The sequence below is a fragment of the Sphingomonas sp. ASY06-1R genome (assembly GCF_052180265.1).
GTDB lineage: Bacteria > Pseudomonadota > Alphaproteobacteria > Sphingomonadales > Sphingomonadaceae > Sphingomonas_I.
Genome location: NZ_CP197464.1, coordinates 1,985,950 through 2,005,931, shown reverse-complemented (window position 1 = coordinate 2,005,931; position 19,982 = coordinate 1,985,950). Strand labels below are relative to the sequence as shown.

21 protein-coding genes and 1 tRNA gene are annotated in these 19,982 nt (G+C 63.0%); 19 read left to right on the top strand and 3 right to left on the bottom strand.

All coding sequences use genetic code 11. The features are described from left to right. Positions 1 to 90: 90 nt before the first annotated feature. The 14 genes from ACSBM8_RS09720 (at position 91) to rpmE (ending at position 13,258) form a co-directional block, all read left to right on the top strand. Complete coding sequence (locus tag ACSBM8_RS09720) at positions 91 to 825, top strand: phosphatidylserine decarboxylase (protein WP_442681416.1); 735 nt, start codon at positions 91 to 93, stop codon at positions 823 to 825. 58 nt (positions 826 to 883) lie between these two features. Next, positions 884 to 1,627 carry a CDP-alcohol phosphatidyltransferase family protein gene (locus tag ACSBM8_RS09715; protein WP_442681546.1) on the top strand — a complete coding sequence of 248 codons (744 nt, stop codon included), beginning with the start codon at positions 884 to 886 and terminating at the stop codon, positions 1,625 to 1,627. Positions 1,628 to 2,140: 513 nt separating this feature from the next. Then, a complete protein-coding gene (rpsB, locus tag ACSBM8_RS09710) occupies positions 2,141 to 2,893 on the top strand; it encodes a 30S ribosomal protein S2 (RefSeq protein ID WP_442681415.1) in 753 nt (250 codons plus the stop codon). A gap of 119 nt (positions 2,894 to 3,012) precedes the next feature. Further along, the gene (gene tsf / locus ACSBM8_RS09705; RefSeq protein ID WP_442681414.1) at positions 3,013 to 3,936 is read left to right on the top strand and encodes a translation elongation factor Ts; all 924 of its coding nucleotides are present in this window, start codon (positions 3,013 to 3,015) and stop codon (positions 3,934 to 3,936) included. A gap of 97 nt (positions 3,937 to 4,033) precedes the next feature. Further along, positions 4,034 to 4,759, top strand: coding sequence for a UMP kinase (gene pyrH / locus ACSBM8_RS09700; RefSeq protein ID WP_442681413.1), 726 nt, complete (start codon positions 4,034 to 4,036; stop codon positions 4,757 to 4,759). A 2-nt stretch (positions 4,760 to 4,761) separates the two neighbouring features. Next, positions 4,762 to 5,319 (top strand): ribosome recycling factor, encoded by a 558-nt coding sequence (frr, locus tag ACSBM8_RS09695; RefSeq protein WP_442681412.1) that lies wholly within the window; start codon positions 4,762 to 4,764, stop codon positions 5,317 to 5,319. After that, the gene (locus ACSBM8_RS09690) at positions 5,316 to 6,059 is read left to right on the top strand and encodes an isoprenyl transferase (RefSeq protein WP_442681411.1); all 744 of its coding nucleotides are present in this window, start codon (positions 5,316 to 5,318) and stop codon (positions 6,057 to 6,059) included. Before frr ends, ACSBM8_RS09690 begins: the two co-directional genes overlap by 4 nt. Beyond that, a complete protein-coding gene (locus ACSBM8_RS09685; protein WP_442681410.1) occupies positions 6,046 to 6,828 on the top strand; it encodes a phosphatidate cytidylyltransferase in 783 nt (260 codons plus the stop codon). The genes ACSBM8_RS09690 and ACSBM8_RS09685 overlap by 14 nt, the downstream gene beginning before the upstream one ends. After that, positions 6,828 to 7,988 carry a 1-deoxy-D-xylulose-5-phosphate reductoisomerase gene (locus ACSBM8_RS09680; protein ID WP_442681409.1) on the top strand — a complete coding sequence of 387 codons (1,161 nt, stop codon included), beginning with the start codon at positions 6,828 to 6,830 and terminating at the stop codon, positions 7,986 to 7,988. Before ACSBM8_RS09685 ends, ACSBM8_RS09680 begins: the two co-directional genes overlap by 1 nt. Beyond that, complete coding sequence (rseP, locus tag ACSBM8_RS09675) at positions 7,985 to 9,118, top strand: RIP metalloprotease RseP (RefSeq protein WP_442681408.1); 1,134 nt, start codon at positions 7,985 to 7,987, stop codon at positions 9,116 to 9,118. Before ACSBM8_RS09680 ends, rseP begins: the two co-directional genes overlap by 4 nt. An 88-nt stretch (positions 9,119 to 9,206) precedes the next feature. Next, the gene (gene bamA / locus ACSBM8_RS09670) at positions 9,207 to 11,888 is read left to right on the top strand and encodes an outer membrane protein assembly factor BamA (protein WP_442681545.1); all 2,682 of its coding nucleotides are present in this window, start codon (positions 9,207 to 9,209) and stop codon (positions 11,886 to 11,888) included. After that, on the top strand, positions 11,888 to 12,475 hold the full coding sequence (locus ACSBM8_RS09665; protein ID WP_442681407.1) for an OmpH family outer membrane protein: 588 nt from the start codon (positions 11,888 to 11,890) through the stop codon (positions 12,473 to 12,475). Before bamA ends, ACSBM8_RS09665 begins: the two co-directional genes overlap by 1 nt. After that, a complete protein-coding gene (gene fabZ, locus ACSBM8_RS09660; RefSeq protein WP_442681406.1) occupies positions 12,476 to 12,946 on the top strand; it encodes a 3-hydroxyacyl-ACP dehydratase FabZ in 471 nt (156 codons plus the stop codon). Between the two features lie 81 nt (positions 12,947 to 13,027). Then, complete coding sequence (rpmE, locus tag ACSBM8_RS09655) at positions 13,028 to 13,258, top strand: 50S ribosomal protein L31 (RefSeq protein WP_442681405.1); 231 nt, start codon at positions 13,028 to 13,030, stop codon at positions 13,256 to 13,258. A gap of 18 nt (positions 13,259 to 13,276) precedes the next feature. Here rpmE and ACSBM8_RS09650 read toward each other — a convergent pair whose 3' ends face one another. Next, positions 13,277 to 14,203, bottom strand: a complete 927-nt coding sequence (locus ACSBM8_RS09650; protein WP_442681404.1) for an XdhC family protein — start codon at positions 14,201 to 14,203, stop codon at positions 13,277 to 13,279. 79 nt (positions 14,204 to 14,282) lie between these two features. Here ACSBM8_RS09650 and ACSBM8_RS09645 point away from each other — a divergent pair, with 79 nt between their 5' ends. Next, a complete protein-coding gene (locus ACSBM8_RS09645; RefSeq protein ID WP_442681403.1) occupies positions 14,283 to 14,687 on the top strand; it encodes a teicoplanin resistance protein VanZ in 405 nt (134 codons plus the stop codon). Here ACSBM8_RS09645 and ACSBM8_RS09640 read toward each other — a convergent pair. After that, positions 14,649 to 15,812, bottom strand: coding sequence for a hypothetical protein (locus tag ACSBM8_RS09640; protein ID WP_442681402.1), 1,164 nt, complete (start codon positions 15,810 to 15,812; stop codon positions 14,649 to 14,651). The genes ACSBM8_RS09645 and ACSBM8_RS09640 overlap by 39 nt on opposite strands. 13 nt (positions 15,813 to 15,825) lie before the next feature. Then, positions 15,826 to 15,915: transfer RNA gene (locus tag ACSBM8_RS09635), tRNA-Ser, on the bottom strand. 97 nt (positions 15,916 to 16,012) lie between these two features. Here ACSBM8_RS09635 and ACSBM8_RS09630 point away from each other — a divergent pair. Genes ACSBM8_RS09630 through ACSBM8_RS09615 form a run of 4 tightly spaced genes read left to right on the top strand, consistent with a single transcriptional unit; the run spans position 16,013 to position 19,982 of the window. After that, positions 16,013 to 17,095, top strand: coding sequence for a lytic murein transglycosylase (locus ACSBM8_RS09630; protein ID WP_442681401.1), 1,083 nt, complete (start codon positions 16,013 to 16,015; stop codon positions 17,093 to 17,095). 58 nt (positions 17,096 to 17,153) lie between these two features. Continuing rightward, positions 17,154 to 18,335, top strand: coding sequence for a D-alanyl-D-alanine carboxypeptidase family protein (locus ACSBM8_RS09625; protein WP_442681400.1), 1,182 nt, complete (start codon positions 17,154 to 17,156; stop codon positions 18,333 to 18,335). After that, positions 18,332 to 18,967, top strand: coding sequence for a dTMP kinase (tmk, locus tag ACSBM8_RS09620; protein ID WP_442681399.1), 636 nt, complete (start codon positions 18,332 to 18,334; stop codon positions 18,965 to 18,967). The genes ACSBM8_RS09625 and tmk overlap by 4 nt, the downstream gene beginning before the upstream one ends. 34 nt (positions 18,968 to 19,001) lie before the next feature. Continuing rightward, entirely contained in the window at positions 19,002 to 19,982 is a 981-nt protein-coding gene (locus tag ACSBM8_RS09615) for a DNA polymerase III subunit delta' (RefSeq protein WP_442681398.1), read from the top strand.

The window sequence follows — 19,982 nt, the reverse complement described above, 5'->3', positions numbered from 1 at the left end:
CCCGTAATAGAGGTTTGCGGGCCTCCTAGGGCGGGGGCGGGATGCGCACAAGATTGTCAGGGCGAAAGGTGACGCCTAGAACGCGTAGCCATGAGCTCGCTTGAAACACGGCCCGATACGACGCCCAGCGCCCAATGGCGCTGGCCTTCCGTCCATCCCGAAGGCCGCAAATTTGCGGTGATCGCCGCGATCATCACGGCCGCATTGTTCCTGGTGCATGCGCCGATCTTGGCGTGGCCGATGGTCGGCATCACGATCTGGGTCCTGGCATTTTTCCGGGATCCGATCCGCAGTGTGCCCCAAGGAACGGGTGTGATCGTGGCACCGGCAGACGGCCTGGTGACGATGATCCAGCAGGTTGAACCGCCGGTCGAACTCGGTGGAGACGGCGGTTTGCCGCCCGGGCCGTGCATGCGCGTTTCGATCTTCATGAGTGTGTTCGATGTGCATATCAACCGGGCGCCAATCGCCGGGACGATCGCGCGCGTCGTGTACATTGCCGGCAAATTTCTCAACGCCAGCCTGGACAAGGCCAGCGAGGAAAATGAGCGACAGCATTTCCTGATGGTCGGTTCGGACGGCACGCTGATCGGTTTCACCCAGATTGCCGGTTTGGTCGCGCGTCGGATCGTGCCGTTCGTCAAATCGGGCGACATGGTCGCGGCCGGCCAACGCGTTGGCCTGATTCGGTTCGGAAGCCGGGTCGACGTCTATCTGCCGGCCGGAACCGCCCCGAAAGTGACGCTGGGTCAGCGCTCGATCGCAGGGGAAACCATTCTTGCGCGCATCGGGGACACCGAACGCGTGACCGGCGTGGCGCAGTGAGGCGCGGCGCTTGATCGAGCCCCGCGGAACGCGGCGCGGCATTCCGCTGAGGGCGGTAATGCCCAATGCGGTAACGGCTCTTGCCTTATGCTTCGGGCTGACGGGCATTCGTTTCGCCATTGCGGGTGAATGGGAAAAGGCGGTGGCGTCCATCGCCGTGGCGGGCGTGCTGGACGGGCTGGATGGCCGGGTGGCGCGTCTGCTGAAGGCTGAGAGCCGCTTCGGCGCCGAACTGGATTCGCTGTCGGACGTCATCGCCTTCGGGGTTTCGCCGGCGATCATCCTCTATCTTTGGACGCTGCAATATATTCCGAAATATGGCTGGGTGGTCGCTCTGGCCCATGCGGTATGTTGTGCGCTTCGGCTCGCACGCTTCAATTCGCAGATTGACACCAAATGGCAGCCGCATAAGTCGGCAGGTTTCCTGACGGGCGTGCCCGCCCCGGCGGGTGCGGGGATGGCCCTGCTTCCCGTGATCGCATGGCTTGCTTTGGGCGATGCCGATCTGCCGCAGATACAAGATGTTTTTGCGCGAACCTATGTCGTCGCCCCTTGGACATTGCTGGTCGCATTCCTGATGATATCGGATCTTGCAACCTATGGCTGGAGCTCGTTCCGCCTGCGCCGCGAGTTTCGTCTACCAGCCCTGGTGCTGATCACCTTGATCGGTGGGGCGATGGCCACCGCACCATGGGCAACGCTCGCGATCTTGGTGATCTTCTATGCCGCCGCCATACCATTCGGCATACGCAGCTATGCGCGGGTCAAGCGGCGGCGCGCAGCGGAGCAGACTGCGATCTGATCCGAACGACCCGTGCGCGACGGTGGCCGGACGCGCGGGCAGCGGCGGGGAGCGGGGCGGGCGTCGAGGCTTGTTTGACGCCCAACGCCGACGTGATGGCGAACCAATCGTCCGCGAGCATCGCAACGATGACGGCGACCATAGCTGACATGATCAGAACTGAACTCAGCGTCGCAACACTTTGAAGCATCGAACAATCTCCGGCTTGGTCCCGCGTCCCAAGCGATGGGGCGGTAACAGGTTTGTCGCCAACACGTTCCCTATGTTCTTGTTTTGTTCGTTTGTCAAATGGCGGCAAGCGTTGAGAGCATTGATGACGGCTTGGGAAGCGCGGCCGATATGGTAGCGCCGTTTGCGCGGCTGGCAGGGAGCGTGGCAGCGCGCGAAAGACTTGCTTTTTGCCATCCTGCATTCTAATTGCGCGGCATTCCACATGTGGGGCTTCCATACCGGTGCTGCGGTTTTGCTGCGGTTCCTGCCCTGCAGAGGTTCAACCGGGTTAGGAGAATTACCATGGCGGCACGTGCCGTTTCCATGCAGCAGCTGCTCGACGCAGGTGCACATTTCGGTCACCAGACGCATCGCTGGAATCCGAAGATGAAGCCTTACATCTTTGGTGATCGCAACGGCGTTCACATCATCGACCTGTCGCAGACGGTTCCGCTGTTTGCACGCGCGCTCGATTTCATCAGCTCGACCGTCGCTTCGGGTGGCAAGGTGCTGTTCGTCGGCACCAAGCGCCAGGCGCAGGAGCCGATCGCCGAAGCCGCGCGTCAGTCCGGCCAGCATTTCGTCAACCATCGCTGGCTGGGCGGCATGCTCACCAACTGGAAGACGATCTCGGGCTCGATCAAGCGTTTCAAGAGCCTGGAAGAGCAGCTTTCGGGCGACACGCACGGTCTCACCAAGAAGGAAGTGCTGCAGCTCACGCGCGAGCGCGACAAGCTTGAGCAGAGCCTTGGCGGCATCCGCGACATGGGCGGCATTCCGGACGTGATGTTCGTGATCGATGCCAACAAGGAAGAGCTGGCGATCAAGGAAGCCAATACGCTCGGTATTCCGGTCGTCGCGATCCTCGATTCGAACGTCAGCCCCGACGGCATCGCTTTCCCGATTCCGGCGAATGACGACGCATCGCGTGCGATCCGCCTGTATTGCGATGCCATTGCGGAAGCCGCCACCCGCGGCAACACGCAGGGCCGCGTTGCTTCGGGTGAGGACTTCGGCGCCGCCGAGGCTCCGCCGGCTGAAGAAGCACTGGCGTAACATTTAATACGTCGCCCCGGCGTAAGGCCGGGGCCGCTGGGGGCCATCGCGACCTCCGCAAATCTGCAGCGGCTCCGGCCTCCGCCGGGGCGACGCTCTGTATGTGAAAGGAATTTTTTATGGCGGAGATTACCGCTGCTGCCGTGAAGGACCTGCGCGAGCGCTCGGGCGCCGGCATGATGGATTGCAAGAAGGCGCTGACCGAGAATGGTGGCGACATGGAAGCCGCGATCGATTGGTTGCGCACTAAGGGTCTCGCGACCGCTGCCAAGAAGTCCGGCCGTACCGCTGCTGAAGGTCTTGTCGGCGTCGCCGTCGAAGGCAAGAAGGGCGCGGCGGTCGAGGTGAATTCCGAGACCGATTTCGTCGCGAAGAACGAGCAGTTTCAGGACTTTGTTCGCACGGTTTCGCAGCTGGCGCTCACGACTGGCGACAATATCGACGCCTTGGCCAATGCGGCCTATCCGGGCGGTGGTACCGTTCAGGAGAAGCTGACGGCGAACATCGCGACTATCGGTGAGAATCAGCAGCTGCGGCGCGCACGTGTGCTTTCGGTCAACGAAGGCGCGGTCGTATCCTACATCCACAATGCAGCCGGTACCGGCATCGGCAAGATCGGCGTGCTGGTCGCACTCGAAGGTTCGGCGCCGGTCGACAAGATCGAGGCACTCGGCAAGCAGCTTGCGATGCACATCGCGGCTGCCAGCCCGCTGGCGCTGCACGAAGAGGGTCTCGACGAGGCGCTGGTCGAGCGCGAGCGTGCCATTGCGATGGAAAAGGCCGCGGGTTCGGGCAAGCCGCAGAACATCATCGAAAAGATGGTGGAGGGTGCGATCGCCAAGTTCCGCAAGGAAAATGCGCTGACCTCCCAGCTGTTCGTCATGGATAACAAGACCAAGATTGCCGACGTGATTCAGCAGGCGGCGAAGGATGCCGGCGGATCGATCGCGCTGACCGACTATGTCCGCTTCCAGCTCGGTGAAGGCATCGAGAAGGAAGCCAGCGATTTTGCCGCCGAAGTGGCTGCAGCTGCGGGTATTTGAACCACTTAACCGCCCTTCTCTTCGGGAGGGTTTTCAGGAGCGGCGCGCGCCTTTAAAGGTGTGCGCCGTTTCCATGTAGATCGGATCTCGTAAGCGCATGTCGCAGCCGCCGTTTAAACGCATCCTCCTCAAGCTTTCGGGTGAGGTGCTGATGGGGGATGGCGGTCTTGCCATTGACCCTGCCATGACATCGCGTGTGGCAGGGGAGATCGCCGCCGCACGGGAGGCCGGTTTCGAACTTTGCATCGTCGTTGGCGGCGGCAATATTTTCCGCGGCTTGTCGGCCGCCGCCAAGGGAATTGAACGGGCGACCGCCGATTATATGGGCATGCTCGCGACAGTCATGAACGCGCTCGCGGTGCAGAATGCGCTTGAGCAGATTGGCGTCGAGACGCGCGTTCAATCCGCCATTCCGATGGCATCGGTATGCGAACCGTTCATTCGCCGGCGCGCCGAACGCCACCTGGAAAAGGGGCGGGTCGTCATTTTCGCCGCAGGCGTAGGCAGCCCCTTTTTCACCACGGACACAGGTGCTGCCCTGCGCGCGGCCGAAATGAAGTGCGATGCCTTGTTCAAGGGCACTTCGGTCGACGGCGTCTACGACGCGGATCCAAAGAAAGTCCCGACCGCCAAGCGTTACGAAACGGTGACGTTCGATAAGGTGCTGTCGGATAACCTGAGAGTGATGGATGCCAGCGCTGTGGCGTTATGCCGCGACAATGCTATTCCGATCGTTGTGTTCAACATTCGTGAGCAGGGCAATCTGGCCCACGTGCTTGCAGGTAGCGGCACCGCCACGATCGTTCGTAATTCAGGGGAGTAAACATGGCCGCTTATGACAAGGCCGATCTCGAGCGCCGCATGAACGGTGCCGTCGAATCGCTGAAGCACGATCTGCAGGGGCTGCGCACCGGGCGCGCGTCGACCAGCTTGCTCGATCCGGTGACGGTCGAAGTGTATGGCAGCCATATGCCTCTGAACCAGCTGGGTACGGTGACAACCCCCGAGCCGCGCATGTTGGCCGTGCAGGTGTGGGATAAATCCAATGTCGGCCCCGTCGACAAGGCGATCCGATCGGCGGGCCTGGGGCTCAACCCGATCGTGGACGGACAGAATCTTCGTATTCCGATCCCGGATTTGACCGAGGAGCGTCGCAAGGAGTTGGCCAAGCTTGCGAACCAATATGCCGAGAAGGCGCGTATCGCGGTTCGCAACGTGCGGCGCGACGGCATGGACAATTTGAAGACCGACGAAAAGAAGGGCGATATCAGCGAGGACGAGCGTAAGCGCGCCGAGGGCGACGTCCAGAAGCTGACGGATGCGACGGTAGCGGACATCGACGTGGCGGCCGGCTCCAAGGAAAAGGAAATCCTGGGCAAGTGAGCCCGGCGTCGGCCTCGCCATTGCCGGCAGGCGGGGGCGGCGCGGCTGCCCTGCGCCACGTGGCGATCATCATGGATGGCAATGGGCGTTGGGCGAAGCGCAGATTGCTGCCGCGTATCGCAGGCCACCGCGCCGGAATGGAAGCCGTCCGCAAGACGATCAGGGCGGCGGGCGAGCTAGGTGTCGAGGCCCTTACCCTCTACGCATTTTCGTCCGAGAATTGGCGCCGCCCCGCTAGCGAGATCGCCGATCTCATGGGCTTGCTGCGCTTTTACCTGCGCCGGGAAGTCGCCGAGCTCGATCGAAACAATGTCCGTCTGGAGTTGATCGGCGACTGGCGGGCATTCGAACCGGACATCGTGGCGGATCTTGAATCCGCCCGATCGCGCCTGGCGGGCAATAGCGGGCTCACCGTCGCACTGGCGCTCAATTATGGCAGCCAGGACGAGCTCGCGCGAGCGGTCCGTGCGATTGCAGCGGACGCGCAGGCTGGCCGCATCGATCCGGCGGCCATTACGGCAACAACGATCGAGCAGCGGCTCGATACGGCGGGTCTGCCGCCTTTGGACCTCGTCATCCGCACATCGGGCGAAGAGCGGCTTTCGAATTTCCTGCTGTGGCAATCCGCTTATGCCGAATTGCTGTTCGTGGACACGTTGTGGCCTGATTTCGACCAGGCAGCCCTTGAAAGCGCTATCGCCGCGTTCGCACGGCGGGAGCGGCGTTATGGCGGACGCTGACGGCCGATCCTCCGATCTCCGCCTGCGTGCTGTGATCGGTGGAATATTGGCGGCGGTGGCCATCACGGTCCTCGCGCTGGGCGGCTATCCGCTTTGGGCAATGCTGGCGGCCGGGGCGGTGATTGCGCTGGTCGAGTGGGGCGGACTGGTGAAGGCGAGCCGCATCCGGCTTGCCCTTGCGCTGGGGATCCTGGTCGTTGGCCTGGTCTACGCTTTGCCGATCATGTGGGGCGTCGATCGATCCACCGTCGCACTGCTGGGCATCGCCGGTTTGTTGCTGGCGTTATTGCCGCGTGCCAGCGGCGTCGCCGTCGGCTGCGTCTATATCGGTACGGCCGCCATCGCGATCCTCTACCTCCGGGCGCAGGATAATGGCTTCTTGCTGAGCCTTTGGGCGCTCGCGATCGTGTGGGCGACCGATATCGGAGCCTATTTTGCGGGCCGGCGCATCGGCGGTGCCAAGCTTGCGCCGTCGATCAGCCCGAACAAGACGTGGGCCGGCCTGGCTGGAGGTATGATCGCTGCCGCTATTGTGGGTGGTGCCATCGCCGGCTTCGGCCGACTTCCGTCGCCCGCTTTATGGCTGGGTGCCCCTCTGGCGGTGGTCGCGCAGCTTGGCGACCTCTGGGAAAGCGCGATGAAGCGTCGCGCCGGCGTGAAGGATTCGGGTAAAGTCCTGCCCGGCCATGGTGGCCTGCTGGATCGGGTCGACGGTATGTTGCCGGTCGTAATCCTGGTCGCTGCGCTCGTCGCGAACGGCAATATGTGATGGCGCGGACCATCACCATCCTGGGTGCGACCGGCTCGATCGGGCGATCCACGCTCGACCTGATCGAGCGCGAAAGCGACCGCTTTGACGTGGTGGCCTTGACCGCGCAGCGCGATGTGGACGGGCTGGCGGCGGCGGCCCGACGGACGCGCGCGCAACGGGCCGTGATCGGCGATGCCGGCTTATATGGGGCGCTGAAAGAGGCGCTGGCCGATAGCGGCGTCGAGGCTGCGGCGGGGGAGGGCGCGATCATCGAGGCGGCCGAATTGCCCGCGGACTGGACGATGGGCGCGATCGTGGGGACGGCGGGGCTCAGCCCGGTGATGGCAGCCCTGCGCCGGGGACAGACGGTAGCGCTGGCCAACAAGGAGTCGCTGGTCCTGGCCGGCGGCCTGATGATGCAGGCCGCGCGTGAGGCCGGCGCGACGCTGCTGCCGGTTGATTCGGAGCATAATGCGGTATTCCAATGCTTCCCGCATGACGATCCTGCACGCGTGCGCCGGGTGATCCTGACCGCCAGCGGCGGCCCGTTTCGTAGCTGCACGCGCGAAGAGATGGCGCGCATGACGCCAGCCCAGGCCGTAAAGCACCCGAATTGGTCGATGGGCGCCAAGATATCGGTAGATTCGGCCACGCTGATGAATAAGGGGCTCGAGCTGATCGAGGCCTATCATCTGTTCCCGGTCGGCCATGAGCGGCTGTCGGTGCTGGTCCATCCCCAGTCGGTGGTGCATTCACTGGTGGAATATTATGACGGTTCGGTCCTGGCGCAGCTGGGCCCGGCGGATATGCGCACGCCGATCGCCTATACGCTTGCCTGGCCGGAACGCATGGCGACACCGTGCACGCCGTTGGATTTGGCACAGGTCGGAAGGCTCGATTTCGAAGAGCCGGATCTGGTGCGCTTTCCCGCACTCGCGCTCGCTTTCCAGGCGTTGCGTGAAGGCGGTGCCCGTCCTGGCGTGCTCAACGCGTCCAACGAGGTTGCGGTCGCGGCTTTCCTTGCGGGGCGGATTGGCTTTTTAGACATCGCCTTCATCGTCGAGACAGTTCTGGCGCGCTATGCGCCGACCGCCCCTGCGACAATCGACGAGGCTCTTCTGATCGATGCAGAAGCACGGCGCGTCACGGAAGACGCTTTGGAACGAAAGGCCGCATGAGCCACTTGCTGACGCTAGCGATAACCATCCTGTGCTTCATCGCCGCGATCGGCCCCCTCATTTTCGTACATGAGCTGGGGCATTATCTGGCGGGGCGCGTCTTCGGCGTGAAGGCGGAGATGTTCTCGATCGGAATGGGTCGCGAGTTGTTCGGTTGGACCGACAAGCGCGGTACCCGTTGGAAGGTGTCAGCACTGCCGATCGGCGGCTATGTCAAATTCGCCGGCGACATGGGGCCGGCGAGCACGCCGGATCCGGCCTGGTTGGCGCTGCCACCGGAGCAGCGGGCACAGACCTTACAGGCCAAGCCGGTGTGGCAGCGTTTCCTGGTGGTACTAGCCGGCCCACTGACCAACTTTGTCGCTGCGATCGCGATCTTCACATTATATTTCGGCGTTACCGGGGTTCCCCAGACGCCCGCTACCATCGCTCAGGTGGTGCCAGGTACGGCCGCGGCGGCGGCCGGGCTGCGGCCAGGGGATCATATCCTCAGCGTCGCCGGCCGACCCGTTTCGAACTTTGAAGATATGGCGCAGATGATCGCCTTGCGGCCCGGCCAGCGCCTCGCGTTGGAAGTGCAGCGTGATGGCCGCCTGCTTACGATCCCCGTGAAGCCGCAACGCAAACACTTCTCCGACGGGGCCGGAAATGAGGGCGATGTCGGTTTGCTGGGCGTGGCTTCGGGCCGGTCTGTGCAAAAACGGGAGGGGGTCGCCGGCACGCTGGCCGCCTCGTTCCGCGAGACCGGCAACATCCTGCAAACGATGGCGGATGTGATCGGACAGATCGTTGGTGGCGAGCGTTCCGCCAAGGAACTCGGCGGCCCGCTGAAGATCGCGCAATTTTCGGGCCAGGTCGCGACATTCGGCTGGCTGCCCTTCATCCGTTTCATGGCGCTGATTTCGATTAATCTCGGCTTCATCAATCTTCTGCCAATCCCTCTCCTCGATGGCGGGCATCTCCTCTTTTATCTCATCGAAGGCGTCCGTCGCCGGCCCTTGCCGGCGCAGACGCAGGAGTGGGCGTTTCGTTCGGGGCTTGCTTTATTGCTCGGGTTCATGCTGTTCGTTACCATCAACGATCTCGGCTCCTTCGGCCTCTGGCGGAAGCTTGCCGGCTTGATCGGCTGACGGGGATAGGGCAGGGCGAGAAACGCCGGCCGAGGGCCCTGGCTCAAAGCACATCTTGGTTGAAGGGCGGGGTTGCGTGACGGAATTCATGACCAGCGACGGGCGACGTACATCTGGCCGGCTGGCAAGCGTATTGCTGATTGGCACGATGCTGGCGGGCGTGCCAGCGTTTGCGCAGGCGCCCGCTGTCGCTCCTGAGGCTGCCGCGCCAGCCGCGACGACTCCGCAGCCTGGCTCCGGTATTATCCATTCGATCAACGTTACGGGTAATCAGCGGCTGGAGGCGGACACGGTTCGTTCCTACGTCAAGCTGCGTCCGGGTGACCCGTTCACGCGCGAGACGCTGGATCAGGCGCTGAAGGACCTTTACGCGTCGGAATTGTTCGCCGACGTGACCATCGCCGGGGCGGATACGGGCAATATCGTCCTGCAGGTGCGGGAAAATCCGGTCATCAACCGGATCGTGCTGGAGGGTAACAAGCGGATCAAGGAAGACAAGATCCGGCCGGAGATCAAGCTGGCGCCACGCCAGATCTTCACGCGTTCCAAAGCCCGCGCCGACGTGGCGCGCATCATCGAACTGTACAAGCGCCAGGGCCGCTATGCGGCAACGGTCGAACCGAAGATGGTGCTACTCGACCAGAATCGCGTCGATGTGGTGTTCGAGATCCATGAGGGCGCGAAATCGCGCGTTCGCAGCATCAACATCATCGGCAACGAGCATTTCAAGGATAGCCGTCTGCGTGCCGAGATGGCCACGAAGACCGCGAGCTTGCTTCATATCTTCTCGAGCGGCACGAGCTACGATCCCGATCGTCTGGCCTATGACCAGCAGAAGATGCGCCAATTCTACCTGACGCAGGGTTATGCCGACTTCCACGTCGTGTCGGCGGTCGCCGAGCTGACCCCGGACAAACGCGACTTCATCATCACCTATGTGGTGGACGAGGGCGATCGATACAAATTCGGCGCGCCCAAGGTGGAAAGCGCGATCCGCGATCTGCGGCCCGAAGCCTTGCAATATCTGGTCAAGATCAAAGCCGGCCAATGGTACAACGCCAAGACCGTTGAAGATACGGTTGATGGACTGACCGAGACTGCCGGCATTCTGGGCTATGCGTTCGCGGACGTCAGCCCCAAGTTCGATCGCGACAAAGACGCGAAGACGATGACGATCACATTCCAGCTCGCGGATGCGCCGCGTGTCTATGTGGAAGCAGTCAACATCAACGGTAACACGATCACCCGCGACAAGGTGGTTCGGCGCGAATTCCGCTTGGCGGAAGGCGATGCGTTTAACGGCTTCCGCGTGAAGCGGTCGCGTGACCGTATTCAGAGCCTGGGCTTTTTCCAGGATAAGATGGAGATCGAGCAGAAGCAGGGCAGCGCGCCCGATCGCGTCGTGCTGGAAACGAACTTGGAAGAGAAATCGACCGGTTCGCTGCAGGTTTCGGCCGGTTATTCGAGCCTGGAAAAGTTCATCGTGAGCGCGCAGATCGCGCAGTCCAACCTGATGGGCAAAGGTCAGGAAGTCCGCGCCGGTGTCGACTATTCGATCTATTCGAAGTCGGTAAATCTGGGCTTTACCGAGCCTTATCTGTTCGATCACAATATTGCACTGGGCGTCGACATCTTCCGACGCGATTATAACTCGTTCAGTTATAATCAGAATGATCGTAACACGACCTATAACGAGTCAACGCTCGGCTTCCAGGTGCGCGCCGGCGTGCCGCTGACCGAATTCTGGACGGTCGCGCTGCGCTATGGTCTGAGCAATGACGACGTGTCGCTCGATAAATCGACCTTCTATTCGCGCTACAGCGCTAGCGGGACGTTGGATCCGAACTCTCCTTTGCAGTGCGATCCTTTCCTCGCGGGACGCTATCTGTGCGACGCCGTCGGCAAGCGGCTGACCTCTTCGCTCGGTTATAGCCTTGTGTTCGACAACTTGAACGATCGCGTCCACCCGACATCGGGTCAGCGTTTCTTTATCAGCCAGGATCTGGCGGGGCTTGGCGGTAGCGTGCGCTACATTCGCACCAAGGCCGAAGGGCATAAATATTGGAATATCATTGGCTTCACCGTCTCGGCCAATGCCGAAGCCGGCTATGTCTATTCGCTCGAGGGTCGTAAAGCGCTCGGCGTCGACAAGATCCGCCTGACGGATCGCTTCTATCTCGGCCAGCCGGAATTTGCCGGCTTTGACATTCGCGGACTGGGGCCGCGCGTCATCCGCGCACCCTATAACAGCGACGGCACGCTCAACACGGCTCGCAACTCGGTTCAAGATGATGCGCTGGGCGGACGGGCATATTATTTCGGCAGGCTCGAGGCGCAGCTGCCGATGGGCAATGCCGTCAAGGAACTTGGCATCCGGCCGTCCATCTTTGCGAACATCGGATCGGTATTCGGTGTTACCAAGCCAAATCTGATCGATACCGGTCCCACGGGGCAGTTCCGTGAACAACTGGATGCGAATAATCAGCGTACGTGTATCGATGCGAATTCAACCGATACGATCACGCTGCCTTCCCAAACCGTAGCGCCAGGCGCAGCGTGCCCAGCCGGTCTTACCCCCAACGGCAGCAGAACTTCCGCGTTCAAGGAATTGTTCCTTGGCGACACATGGAAGCCCCGCGTATCGGTGGGTATCGGTGTGAACTGGAACTCGCCCTTTGGCCCGTTCCGAATCGATGTGGCCAAGGCCCTGGTCAAGCGTAAGGGCGACGATACCAAGTTGTTTACTTTCAACGTAGGAACCCAATTCTGATGAAGACCTTGCTCAAGCTGTCAGCGGCCGCCGCGTTGCTCGCCGCCGCTTCCGCCCCTGCGTTTGCCGCAGGCACCGTGCTGACGGTTGATTTCGGCCGCGTGTTCAGTGATTCCGCCGCGGCGAAGAGCGGTAACACGCAGCTTCACGCGAAGTATGACACGCAGCTGCAGCAGCGGAACACGGCGTTCACCACCGCCGCCCAGAGCTACCAGACGCAGGTCAATGCGATCCGTGCAGCCGCCAAGCCAGGCGTTCAGCCGGCACAGGCCGCTGTGACTGCCGCCAATCAGGCCGGTGAGCGGGCGCAGGCCGCCCAGGAAGCGCTGAACCAACTGGACCAGGAAGTTCAGACGGTTGGCCGCTACGTCCAGTCGCAGATCGTCGACAAGGTCGGCCCGATCGCCGAGCAGATCCGGGTTGAGCGCAAGGCGGACGTGGTCGTCCCCAAGGGTTCGGTGCTTGCGGCTGATCCGTCGGGCGACGTGACCGCGCTAGTGATCCAGCGCCTGGATGCGTCTTTCCCGAACCCCAGCATCGCGCTGCCGCAGCAGCAAGCAGCGCCGGCGGCAGGCGGCGGCCGCTAAATGACGGACGCGGCAGTGCTCGGCCCGCTCGATATCGGGCGTGTCATGGCGGCACTGCCGCACCGTTATCCCATGCTGCTGGTTGATCGCGTCGAGGAGCTGGTCATCGACCAGCGCATCGCGGCGATCAAGGCGGTCACGATCAACGAGGGCTTTTTCCAGGGCCACTTTCCAGGCCGCCCGATCATGCCGGGCGTTCTGATCGTCGAGGCGCTCGCGCAGGCCGCAGGCGTTCTTGCCGTTGAAAGCCTGGGCCTCGCGGGATCCGGGAAGCTCGTCTATTTCATGGCGATCGATGAAGCGAAGTTCCGGGCTCCGGTGGAACCCGGCGTCTTGCTACGGCTGGAGGTTGAATTCGTCCAGAAGCGGGCGACGGTCTGCAAATTCGCCGGCCGGGCCCTTATCGAGGGTAAGGTGGTCGCGCAGGCGAATTTCACCGCCATGATCGCCGATCCGCCGAAGGCGGCTTAAGCCTTCCATTTTCCGTGCATACCCGTTAAGGGCGCGCTTCCTCCGGCTGGTCGGAAACCAGCCATTTCAGGAATTTGTCATATGAAGAAGAATATCCATCCCGATTATCATGCCATCAAGGTCCAGATGACCGACGGCACCGTGTTCGAAACCCGCTCCACCTGGGGCAAGGAAGGCGACACGATCCAGCTCGATATTGATCCGACCGTGCACCCGGCCTGGACCGGCGGTAAGCAGCATATGCTGGATCAGGGCGGTCAGGTTGCGCGCTTCAACAAGCGCTTCGGCGGCCTTTCGCTCGGCAAGAAGTAATCGACACAGGCGTTCCGGCTAACGCCGGAACGCCTGGATCATTCCGGCCGCGATCGATAATGCGATTTCGGCTGGCCCCTGCGCCCCGATCGCCAAGCCCGCGGGGGCATCAATCCGCTGCAGATCGGCTTCGGCGAAACCGGCAGCGCTCAGCCGTTCAATGCGCTTCGCGTGGCTGCGCCGCGAGCCCAGCGCCGCGATATAGCCTGCCGGTGAGCGCAGAGCGGCCATCAAAGCCGGATCATCAATCTTGGGATCGTGGCTGAGCGTGATGATCGCGGTCGCGTCATCGGGATTCAGTGCCGCTATGGCCTCATCCGGCCAACGATCATCCAGCGCGGTCTCCGGGAAGCGTTCCTCTGTCAGGAACCGACCGCGTGGATCGATCAGAGTGGGAACGACATCCAGACCGCGCGCGAATGATGCCAGGGATTGGGCAATCTGCACCGCGCCGACGATCAGCAGGCGGCGGGGTGGGGCATAGCGATTGACGAAGCGACCTGCGCCCGGCTCATCGCCAACCCGTGTGTCGCCGCTTGCGAGCTCCGTTGTAAGCGGCAGCGTCCTGCCGGCAGCGCGCGCTTCTGCTATCACCTCGATAAGCTCCGTGTGAAAACCGTCCTCACCGAGCGGCTGCACCAATACTTCGATCTGTCCACCGCACGGCAAGCCGACCGCCCATGCACTGTCGTCCGCAACGCCATATTCCAGATGGCGGGTTTGCCGATCGAGGATCGTTTCGGCCGCGGCCTGCAACACCGCACCTTCGACACATCCGCCTGAAACGGAACCTTCAAACCGCCCATCTTCGTGAACGAGCATGTGGCTGCCGCGCGGGCGTGGCGCCGAGCCCCAGGTCGCGATCACCGTAGCCAGCGCCATCCGTGCCGGCGCCCAGCTTCGCGCCGCGGCAATCAGGCGATCAAGCTCATTCGATTGGGTCATGCGCGTCCTTTGCACATGCTCGGCGGATCGAGCAATTGCCTGGGTTTACCCGGCCGCAGCGAAAGGGCATGGCGCCAAAATGTCCGCATTACGACGTATGTTCGTCTTCGCCTTTTGGCTGGCCGTCCTCATCGCCTACGTGTCAGCGATCTTGCCCGGCGCAGAGGCGCCGCACATTGCCGCGTGGGACAAATTGAACCACATGTTGGCCTTCTTCACGATCACGTTCCTGGCGCGTGCGGCCTATCCCCGGCTCGCCGTGCTGCCCCTGTTCGCGCTGCTTGCCGCTTTCGGCGCATTCATTGAGATCAGCCAGGCGGTGCCCTTCATCCACCGCGATGCCGAGTGGGACGATTGGTTCGCGGATGTAATAGCGATCGTGATCGGGTTGGTGCTGGCATGGCCATTCGCCGTGCTCGCCAAACGGCGCCGTGACGCGACCCCCTCAGCGCCTGAACAGAGCGCGGATTCGCCGGAGCTGTAACTGGGATCGCAAGGTGAGGGCCATCGATCGGTAGCGCAGGTTGCTCCGATCATGGCGGATCGCTTCTTCAATCGCGTTCAAGGCGTCCTGATGCCTGGCTTGCGCTTCGTACAGCTTTGCGCTCCAGGCGTGGTAGCCGGCGACGGTTGGCGCGAGTTGCCGAATCCGCTCTGCCACGTCGAGGGCCGCCGCGGCGTCCCCGGCCGCGACGAGCGTCTTGCTCAGCCCCCATAGATAATCGACGATCGGCTCGATCGCGATCGCGTTCTGATGCGCCTCAATCGCCTCCGCATAGCGGCCCGCCGTCGCAAGCCGGCGGGCCAGGATGTCGTGCAGGTTTGGTCGGTCCGGGGCCAACGCAATCGCGCGACGGGCAAGGGCGATGTCGCGGCCGCCTGACGCGCGGGGGTGGTGTTCGGCCAGGTTGGCGAGCCAGTGGGGGGATCGACGCGCCCGCCCGCGCGCGGTCACACGGCAATGTTCGGCGTCGAACCGCCCGTCGAGCACGTCCAATACCGTCTCTTGCAGCAGCCCCACATCCTGCAGGAAAGGCCCGACGGGGTGGCCCGCAAAGGGGAGAGGCACAGCGGCCAACGGGATTTCTCGAGCGAGGCACTGCACATGCTCAAGGTCGGCAGGAAGCGTCGGATCATAGGCAACCACCATCAGCGGAACGGCATCGATCGGTGCTTCGAGGGCATCGATGAAACGGATACGTCGACGATCCGACGCCCAGCGCGTTTCGAAGGCGGCTTTGCGCGGGTTCAGGGAATATTGGGGCGACAAGGCCAGCGCCGACGTGGCGCCAATGGCTGCGGCAAAACGAAGCGCGGCATAGCCGCCCATGCTCGACCCATAACTGAGCAGGCGCTCCGCTGGGCCGCAGACCTCTTTGACGATGGCAAGAACTTGAGGGATCTCGATATGTTGGAACCAGTCGTTGCCATGCGTCATCACATGAATGGCACTGACCCCCTCACTCCGAAAGAAGGTCTCGCCGAAACCAGGCCGATCGACGCCCGGCTGCTCGTGATAGGAATCGAAGGTCACCACCTGGCGTCGGCCATCCCCCGCCGGGATATGCCGAACCTCTAGCGCCGAAGAGCGGTAGAGGATGTAGGCCAAACCAGAACTCCATTGGCGGACAGGGTGGGATTCGAACCCACGGTACGGTTACCCGCACGGCGGTTTTCAAGACCGCTGCCTTAAACCACTCGGCCACCTGTCCAAGCGCGCGCTTATCGGGGCGGCGGCGCGTCGGCGCAAGCACTCCGCGCATCTTTAACGGGGTTTTCGATATGCCGTCGAGTGTGGCAGGGCAGGGCATGATGTTGTCACTTCGCTTATCCGCATTTGTCCTCGCCCTCTCCGCGGCGCCTGTCGTCGCCCAGACCGTTCCGGTTACGCCGACGTCCAACGCCACGGATTCCGATCCCGGTTCGGCACAAGATGCAGCTTTCACCAGCTTCATTGCCGGCTTGCGATCACGCGCGATTGCCGAAGGGGTGAGGCCCGCGACGTTCGATCGCGAAACGGCCGGGCTTACCTTCAATCCCCGCGTGATTCGCCTGGACCGCGCGCAACCCGGCGGCACGCTGAATTCAGGGCCGCCCGGGCCGATGGAATTTGCTGCCTATCGGCGCAGTCATGTCGATCAGGCGCACATCGACAAAGGCCGCACGCTTTATCAGACCTTGAGCGCGCAGCTCGCCCGCAATGAGGCACGCACCGGGGTGGCCGGAAAGGTCACCTTGTCCATATTCGGGCTGGAGACCGGCTATGGCGTTTACACCGGAAACTTCGATCTGATCCGTTCCTTCGCGACCCTGGCGTTCGAAGGCCGCCGGCGGGAGCTGTTTACTGCCGAGCTGATCGCGACGCTGAAACTGATCGATAAAGGCTTCACCCGTGCGGAAATGAAAGGAAGCTGGGCCGGTGCGACCGGTTATCCGCAATTCCTGCCGAGCGTGTATCTCCGGATCGCGGCCGATGGCGACGGGGACGGCAAGGCCGACATCTGGACCAACAAGGCCGATGCGCTGGCTTCGATTGCCGCCTATCTGCGCGAGGCGGGGTGGAAGCCCGGCACACCATGGGGCGTCGCTGCCACTTTGCCCGCCAATTTCGACCGCGCCGCCGTGCGTACCCCGCTCGTTTCGCCTCGCTGCCCGCGCGTCCATGCGCGCCTGAGCAAATGGCTCACCACCGCGGAATGGCGTGCCAAGGGAGTGGTGATCACCGGATTTCCGGCGCCTGCCGATAATGAACTGGCCCGCCTGTTGGAACCGGACGGCCCCGGCATGCCTGCCTATCTGCTGACGACCAACTACAGCTCGATCCTCGATTATAATTGCTCCAACTTCTATGCGATGTCGGTGGGGGTGCTTTCGGACGCCGTGGCCAGATAGAGGCTTGGCGCGGCCCGGCGGCGGGCGCTATCACATGCAAAATCATCACGGGATCACCATGACGCGTCTTCGTTTCACCGCTTTTGCTCTTGCCGCTACTGCGCTCATGGCGCTGCCCAGCGAGGCGGCGGCACCGCCGTTCGATACGCCGGCGACGGTGGCGTTCATGAAGGACCTGTCGTCCGGCGCCGTTCTATATTCGAAGAATGCCGATCAGCGCATTCCGCCGGCATCGCTTGCCAAGATGATGACGGTGTATGTCGCCTTTGATATGATCAAGAAGGGCGATCTGAAGCTGACCGACATGGCGACGGTGAACCCGGAGACGTGGCGTAAGTGGCATGGCCCGGCGGCGGGATCGACCATGTTCCTGTCTGCCGGCGAGCAAGTCTCCATCGCCAATCTGCTGCTGGGCATCATCACCTTGTCCGGCAACGATGCCTGCGTCGTCCTGGCCGAACATATTTCCGGGACCGAACCTGCCTTCGTCGCGCTGATGAACCGACGCGCGCAGGAACTGGGGCTGAAGAACAGCCATTTCGGCACGTCGAACGGCTGGCCGGATGGCGGAGTGACGTATGTCACGGCGCGCGATCTGACGACCTTGGCCACCGCGACGATCCAGAACTTCCCGACCCTGTACAAACAATTCTACAGCCGCACGAACTTCACCTGGGGCAAGACCCTGGGAACAGGGGCGGACATCACCCAGGCCAATCGCGATCCGCTGCTGGGGCGTGTGGCTGGCGCCGACGGTCTGAAGACTGGGCATACCGAGGAATCGGGTTATTCCTTCACTGGATCGGCTGAGCAAAACGGGCGACGCCTGGTCATGGTGCTGTCTGGCCTGACATCGTTCAATCAACGGATCGAACAGTCGGTCGCGTTCATGAACTGGGGGCTGCATGCCTGGCAGGCCAAGCCACTGTTTCCCAAGGGCAAGCAGGTTGCGACGGCGCCAGTACAGCTGGGTAATGCGCGAGAGGTCGGTCTGGTCGCCCCGCGCGATCTGGCGGTGACGTTGCCGGCGGGCATGGGCTCCGACATGAAAGTTTCGGTCGCTTATGACGGCCCGATCAAGGCGCCGTTCAAGGCCGGTACGCATATTGCCGACCTGATTGTGCGGACCCCGGATGGTCCGCCGCAGGTGATGCCCTTGGTCGCAGCGACCGATGTCGGTGAGGCCGGCTTCTTCGATCGCGTTTGGGCTGGGTTGCGCCGGCTCCTCGGAATGGCATGAGCCAAGGCGCGCGCGGCCGCTTCCTCAGCCTGGAAGGCGGGGAAGGGGTCGGCAAATCGACGCAGGCGCGCGCGCTGGCGGCGGCTTTGCGGGCACGCGGCGTGGATGTGATCGAAACGCGCGAGCCCGGCGGCAGCGCTGGCGCCGAAGCGATCCGCGCCTTGCTGTTGGAAGGGAGCGCAGATCGCTGGGGTCCGCGGGCCGAGGCGCTGCTGTTCGCTGCGGCGCGCGCCGACCATGTCGACAAGACGATCCAGCCGGCGCTGGATGCCGGCACATGGGTGATATGCGATCGGTTTCTGGACAGTTCGATCGCTTATCAGGGCGGTGCGGACGGGCTGGGCGCCGATGCCATCCGCGCCGTGCATGCTATTGGAAGCAATGGGCTGTTACCGGATCGCACCTTGCTGCTGACGCTTCCTGAAGCGGTTGCCATGGCGCGTGAAGCGGCGCGCGACGCCGGCCGGCCAGACCGCTTCGGCAAGCGCGATGCGGACTATCATCGCCGTGTCACCACCGCGTTCCGACTTCTGGCCGAGGCGGAACCGGCACGGTGGCGTATCGTGGAAGCGCGCGGCAGCGCCGAGGCGGTAACCCAGGCATTGCTCGCGCAACTCGAGGATCTGCTGTGAGCCTCTGGCAGGCCGATATGGCGAGCACGTCGCGGTGATCGTGGGCCATGACGAGGCGATCGCGGCGTTCGTGGACGCGGCGCGTTCCGATCGGTTGCACCACGCGTGGTTGCTGGCGGGGCCGCAGGGCGTCGGCAAGGCGACGATCGCGCATGCCGCTGCACGATGGTTGCTGGCAAGGGCAGCGGGGCCAAGCCCGTCCTATAACGGCTTCGACGTCCCGGAAACACATCCGGTAGCATCTTTGCTGCAAGCGGGGTCACACCCGGATTTCAAAATCTTACAGCGATTACCGCGCGCCAACTCTGAGGATCTGGCGCGATCCATCACGGTCGATCAGGTGCGAAGCCTGCAGCCGCTCTTTGCTACGACGCCCAGTCTCTCCTCTCGCCGCGTGGTCGTTATCGACGCGATCGACGATATGGAGCGAGGCGGCGCCAACGCCCTGCTCAAGAATCTTGAGGAACCGCCAGCCGGGACGATCTTCCTGCTCGTCAGTCATGCGCCGGGGCGGTTGTTGCCGACCATCCGCTCGCGCTGCCGCATGTTGCGCTTCGGTCCGCTGGACGATGCGCAAGTTCGTGTCGTCCTGCAGCGCGAACTGCCGGAAGCCGAAACAAGCGAGATCGACAGTCTCGTACGGGTCGCGGCAGGCGTGCCAGGCAATGCGCTGCGCTTCGCCGGGCTGGATATAGCCGCCCTGGACCAGGCGATCGACACGCTGGCAGCGCGCGGCGACGCCAGCAACGCGCTGCGTACCGCGTTGGGGCGTACGCTGGCCACAAAGAGCGCGCAGCCGCGCTATGAGGCATTTCTGGAGCGGGCACCGTCGCGGATTGCGCGCGCGGCACGTGCGGGCAGGGCGGATATGGGCGCCACCGTCGCCCTCTGGCGTCAGGCGCGCGATATCGCGGACCGCGCAGTGCGCCAGTCGCTCGACCCGCAATTGACCGTGGTCGAGATCGCCGGGCTCGTCGCGAAGCTTGCTCAGGCGGAGCCTCCCGCTAAAGGCTGA

Excerpts from the sequence above, each read along its gene's own strand:
- ACSBM8_RS09650 (WP_442681404.1), bottom strand. The coding sequence starts at position 14,203 with ATGACCCAATCGAATGAGCTTGATCGCCTGATTGCCGCGGCGCGAAGC.
- frr (WP_442681412.1), top strand. The coding sequence starts at position 4,762 with ATGGCCGCTTATGACAAGGCCGATCTCGAGCGCCGCATGAACGGTGCC.
- ACSBM8_RS09630 (WP_442681401.1), top strand. The coding sequence starts at position 16,013 with ATGATGTTGTCACTTCGCTTATCCGCATTTGTCCTCGCCCTCTCCGCG.
- rseP (WP_442681408.1), top strand. The coding sequence starts at position 7,985 with ATGAGCCACTTGCTGACGCTAGCGATAACCATCCTGTGCTTCATCGCC.
- ACSBM8_RS09720 (WP_442681416.1), top strand. The coding sequence starts at position 91 with ATGAGCTCGCTTGAAACACGGCCCGATACGACGCCCAGCGCCCAATGG.
- ACSBM8_RS09665 (WP_442681407.1), top strand. The coding sequence starts at position 11,888 with ATGAAGACCTTGCTCAAGCTGTCAGCGGCCGCCGCGTTGCTCGCCGCC.
- rpmE (WP_442681405.1), top strand. The coding sequence starts at position 13,028 with ATGAAGAAGAATATCCATCCCGATTATCATGCCATCAAGGTCCAGATG.
- ACSBM8_RS09715 (WP_442681546.1), top strand. The coding sequence starts at position 884 with ATGCCCAATGCGGTAACGGCTCTTGCCTTATGCTTCGGGCTGACGGGC.
- rpsB (WP_442681415.1), top strand. The coding sequence starts at position 2,141 with ATGGCGGCACGTGCCGTTTCCATGCAGCAGCTGCTCGACGCAGGTGCA.
- tsf (WP_442681414.1), top strand. The coding sequence starts at position 3,013 with ATGGCGGAGATTACCGCTGCTGCCGTGAAGGACCTGCGCGAGCGCTCG.
- ACSBM8_RS09685 (WP_442681410.1), top strand. The coding sequence starts at position 6,046 with ATGGCGGACGCTGACGGCCGATCCTCCGATCTCCGCCTGCGTGCTGTG.
- tmk (WP_442681399.1), top strand. The coding sequence starts at position 18,332 with ATGAGCCAAGGCGCGCGCGGCCGCTTCCTCAGCCTGGAAGGCGGGGAA.
- pyrH (WP_442681413.1), top strand. The coding sequence starts at position 4,034 with ATGTCGCAGCCGCCGTTTAAACGCATCCTCCTCAAGCTTTCGGGTGAG.
- ACSBM8_RS09680 (WP_442681409.1), top strand. The coding sequence starts at position 6,828 with ATGGCGCGGACCATCACCATCCTGGGTGCGACCGGCTCGATCGGGCGA.
- ACSBM8_RS09625 (WP_442681400.1), top strand. The coding sequence starts at position 17,154 with ATGACGCGTCTTCGTTTCACCGCTTTTGCTCTTGCCGCTACTGCGCTC.
- ACSBM8_RS09645 (WP_442681403.1), top strand. The coding sequence starts at position 14,283 with ATGTCCGCATTACGACGTATGTTCGTCTTCGCCTTTTGGCTGGCCGTC.
- bamA (WP_442681545.1), top strand. The coding sequence starts at position 9,207 with ATGACCAGCGACGGGCGACGTACATCTGGCCGGCTGGCAAGCGTATTG.
- fabZ (WP_442681406.1), top strand. The coding sequence starts at position 12,476 with ATGACGGACGCGGCAGTGCTCGGCCCGCTCGATATCGGGCGTGTCATG.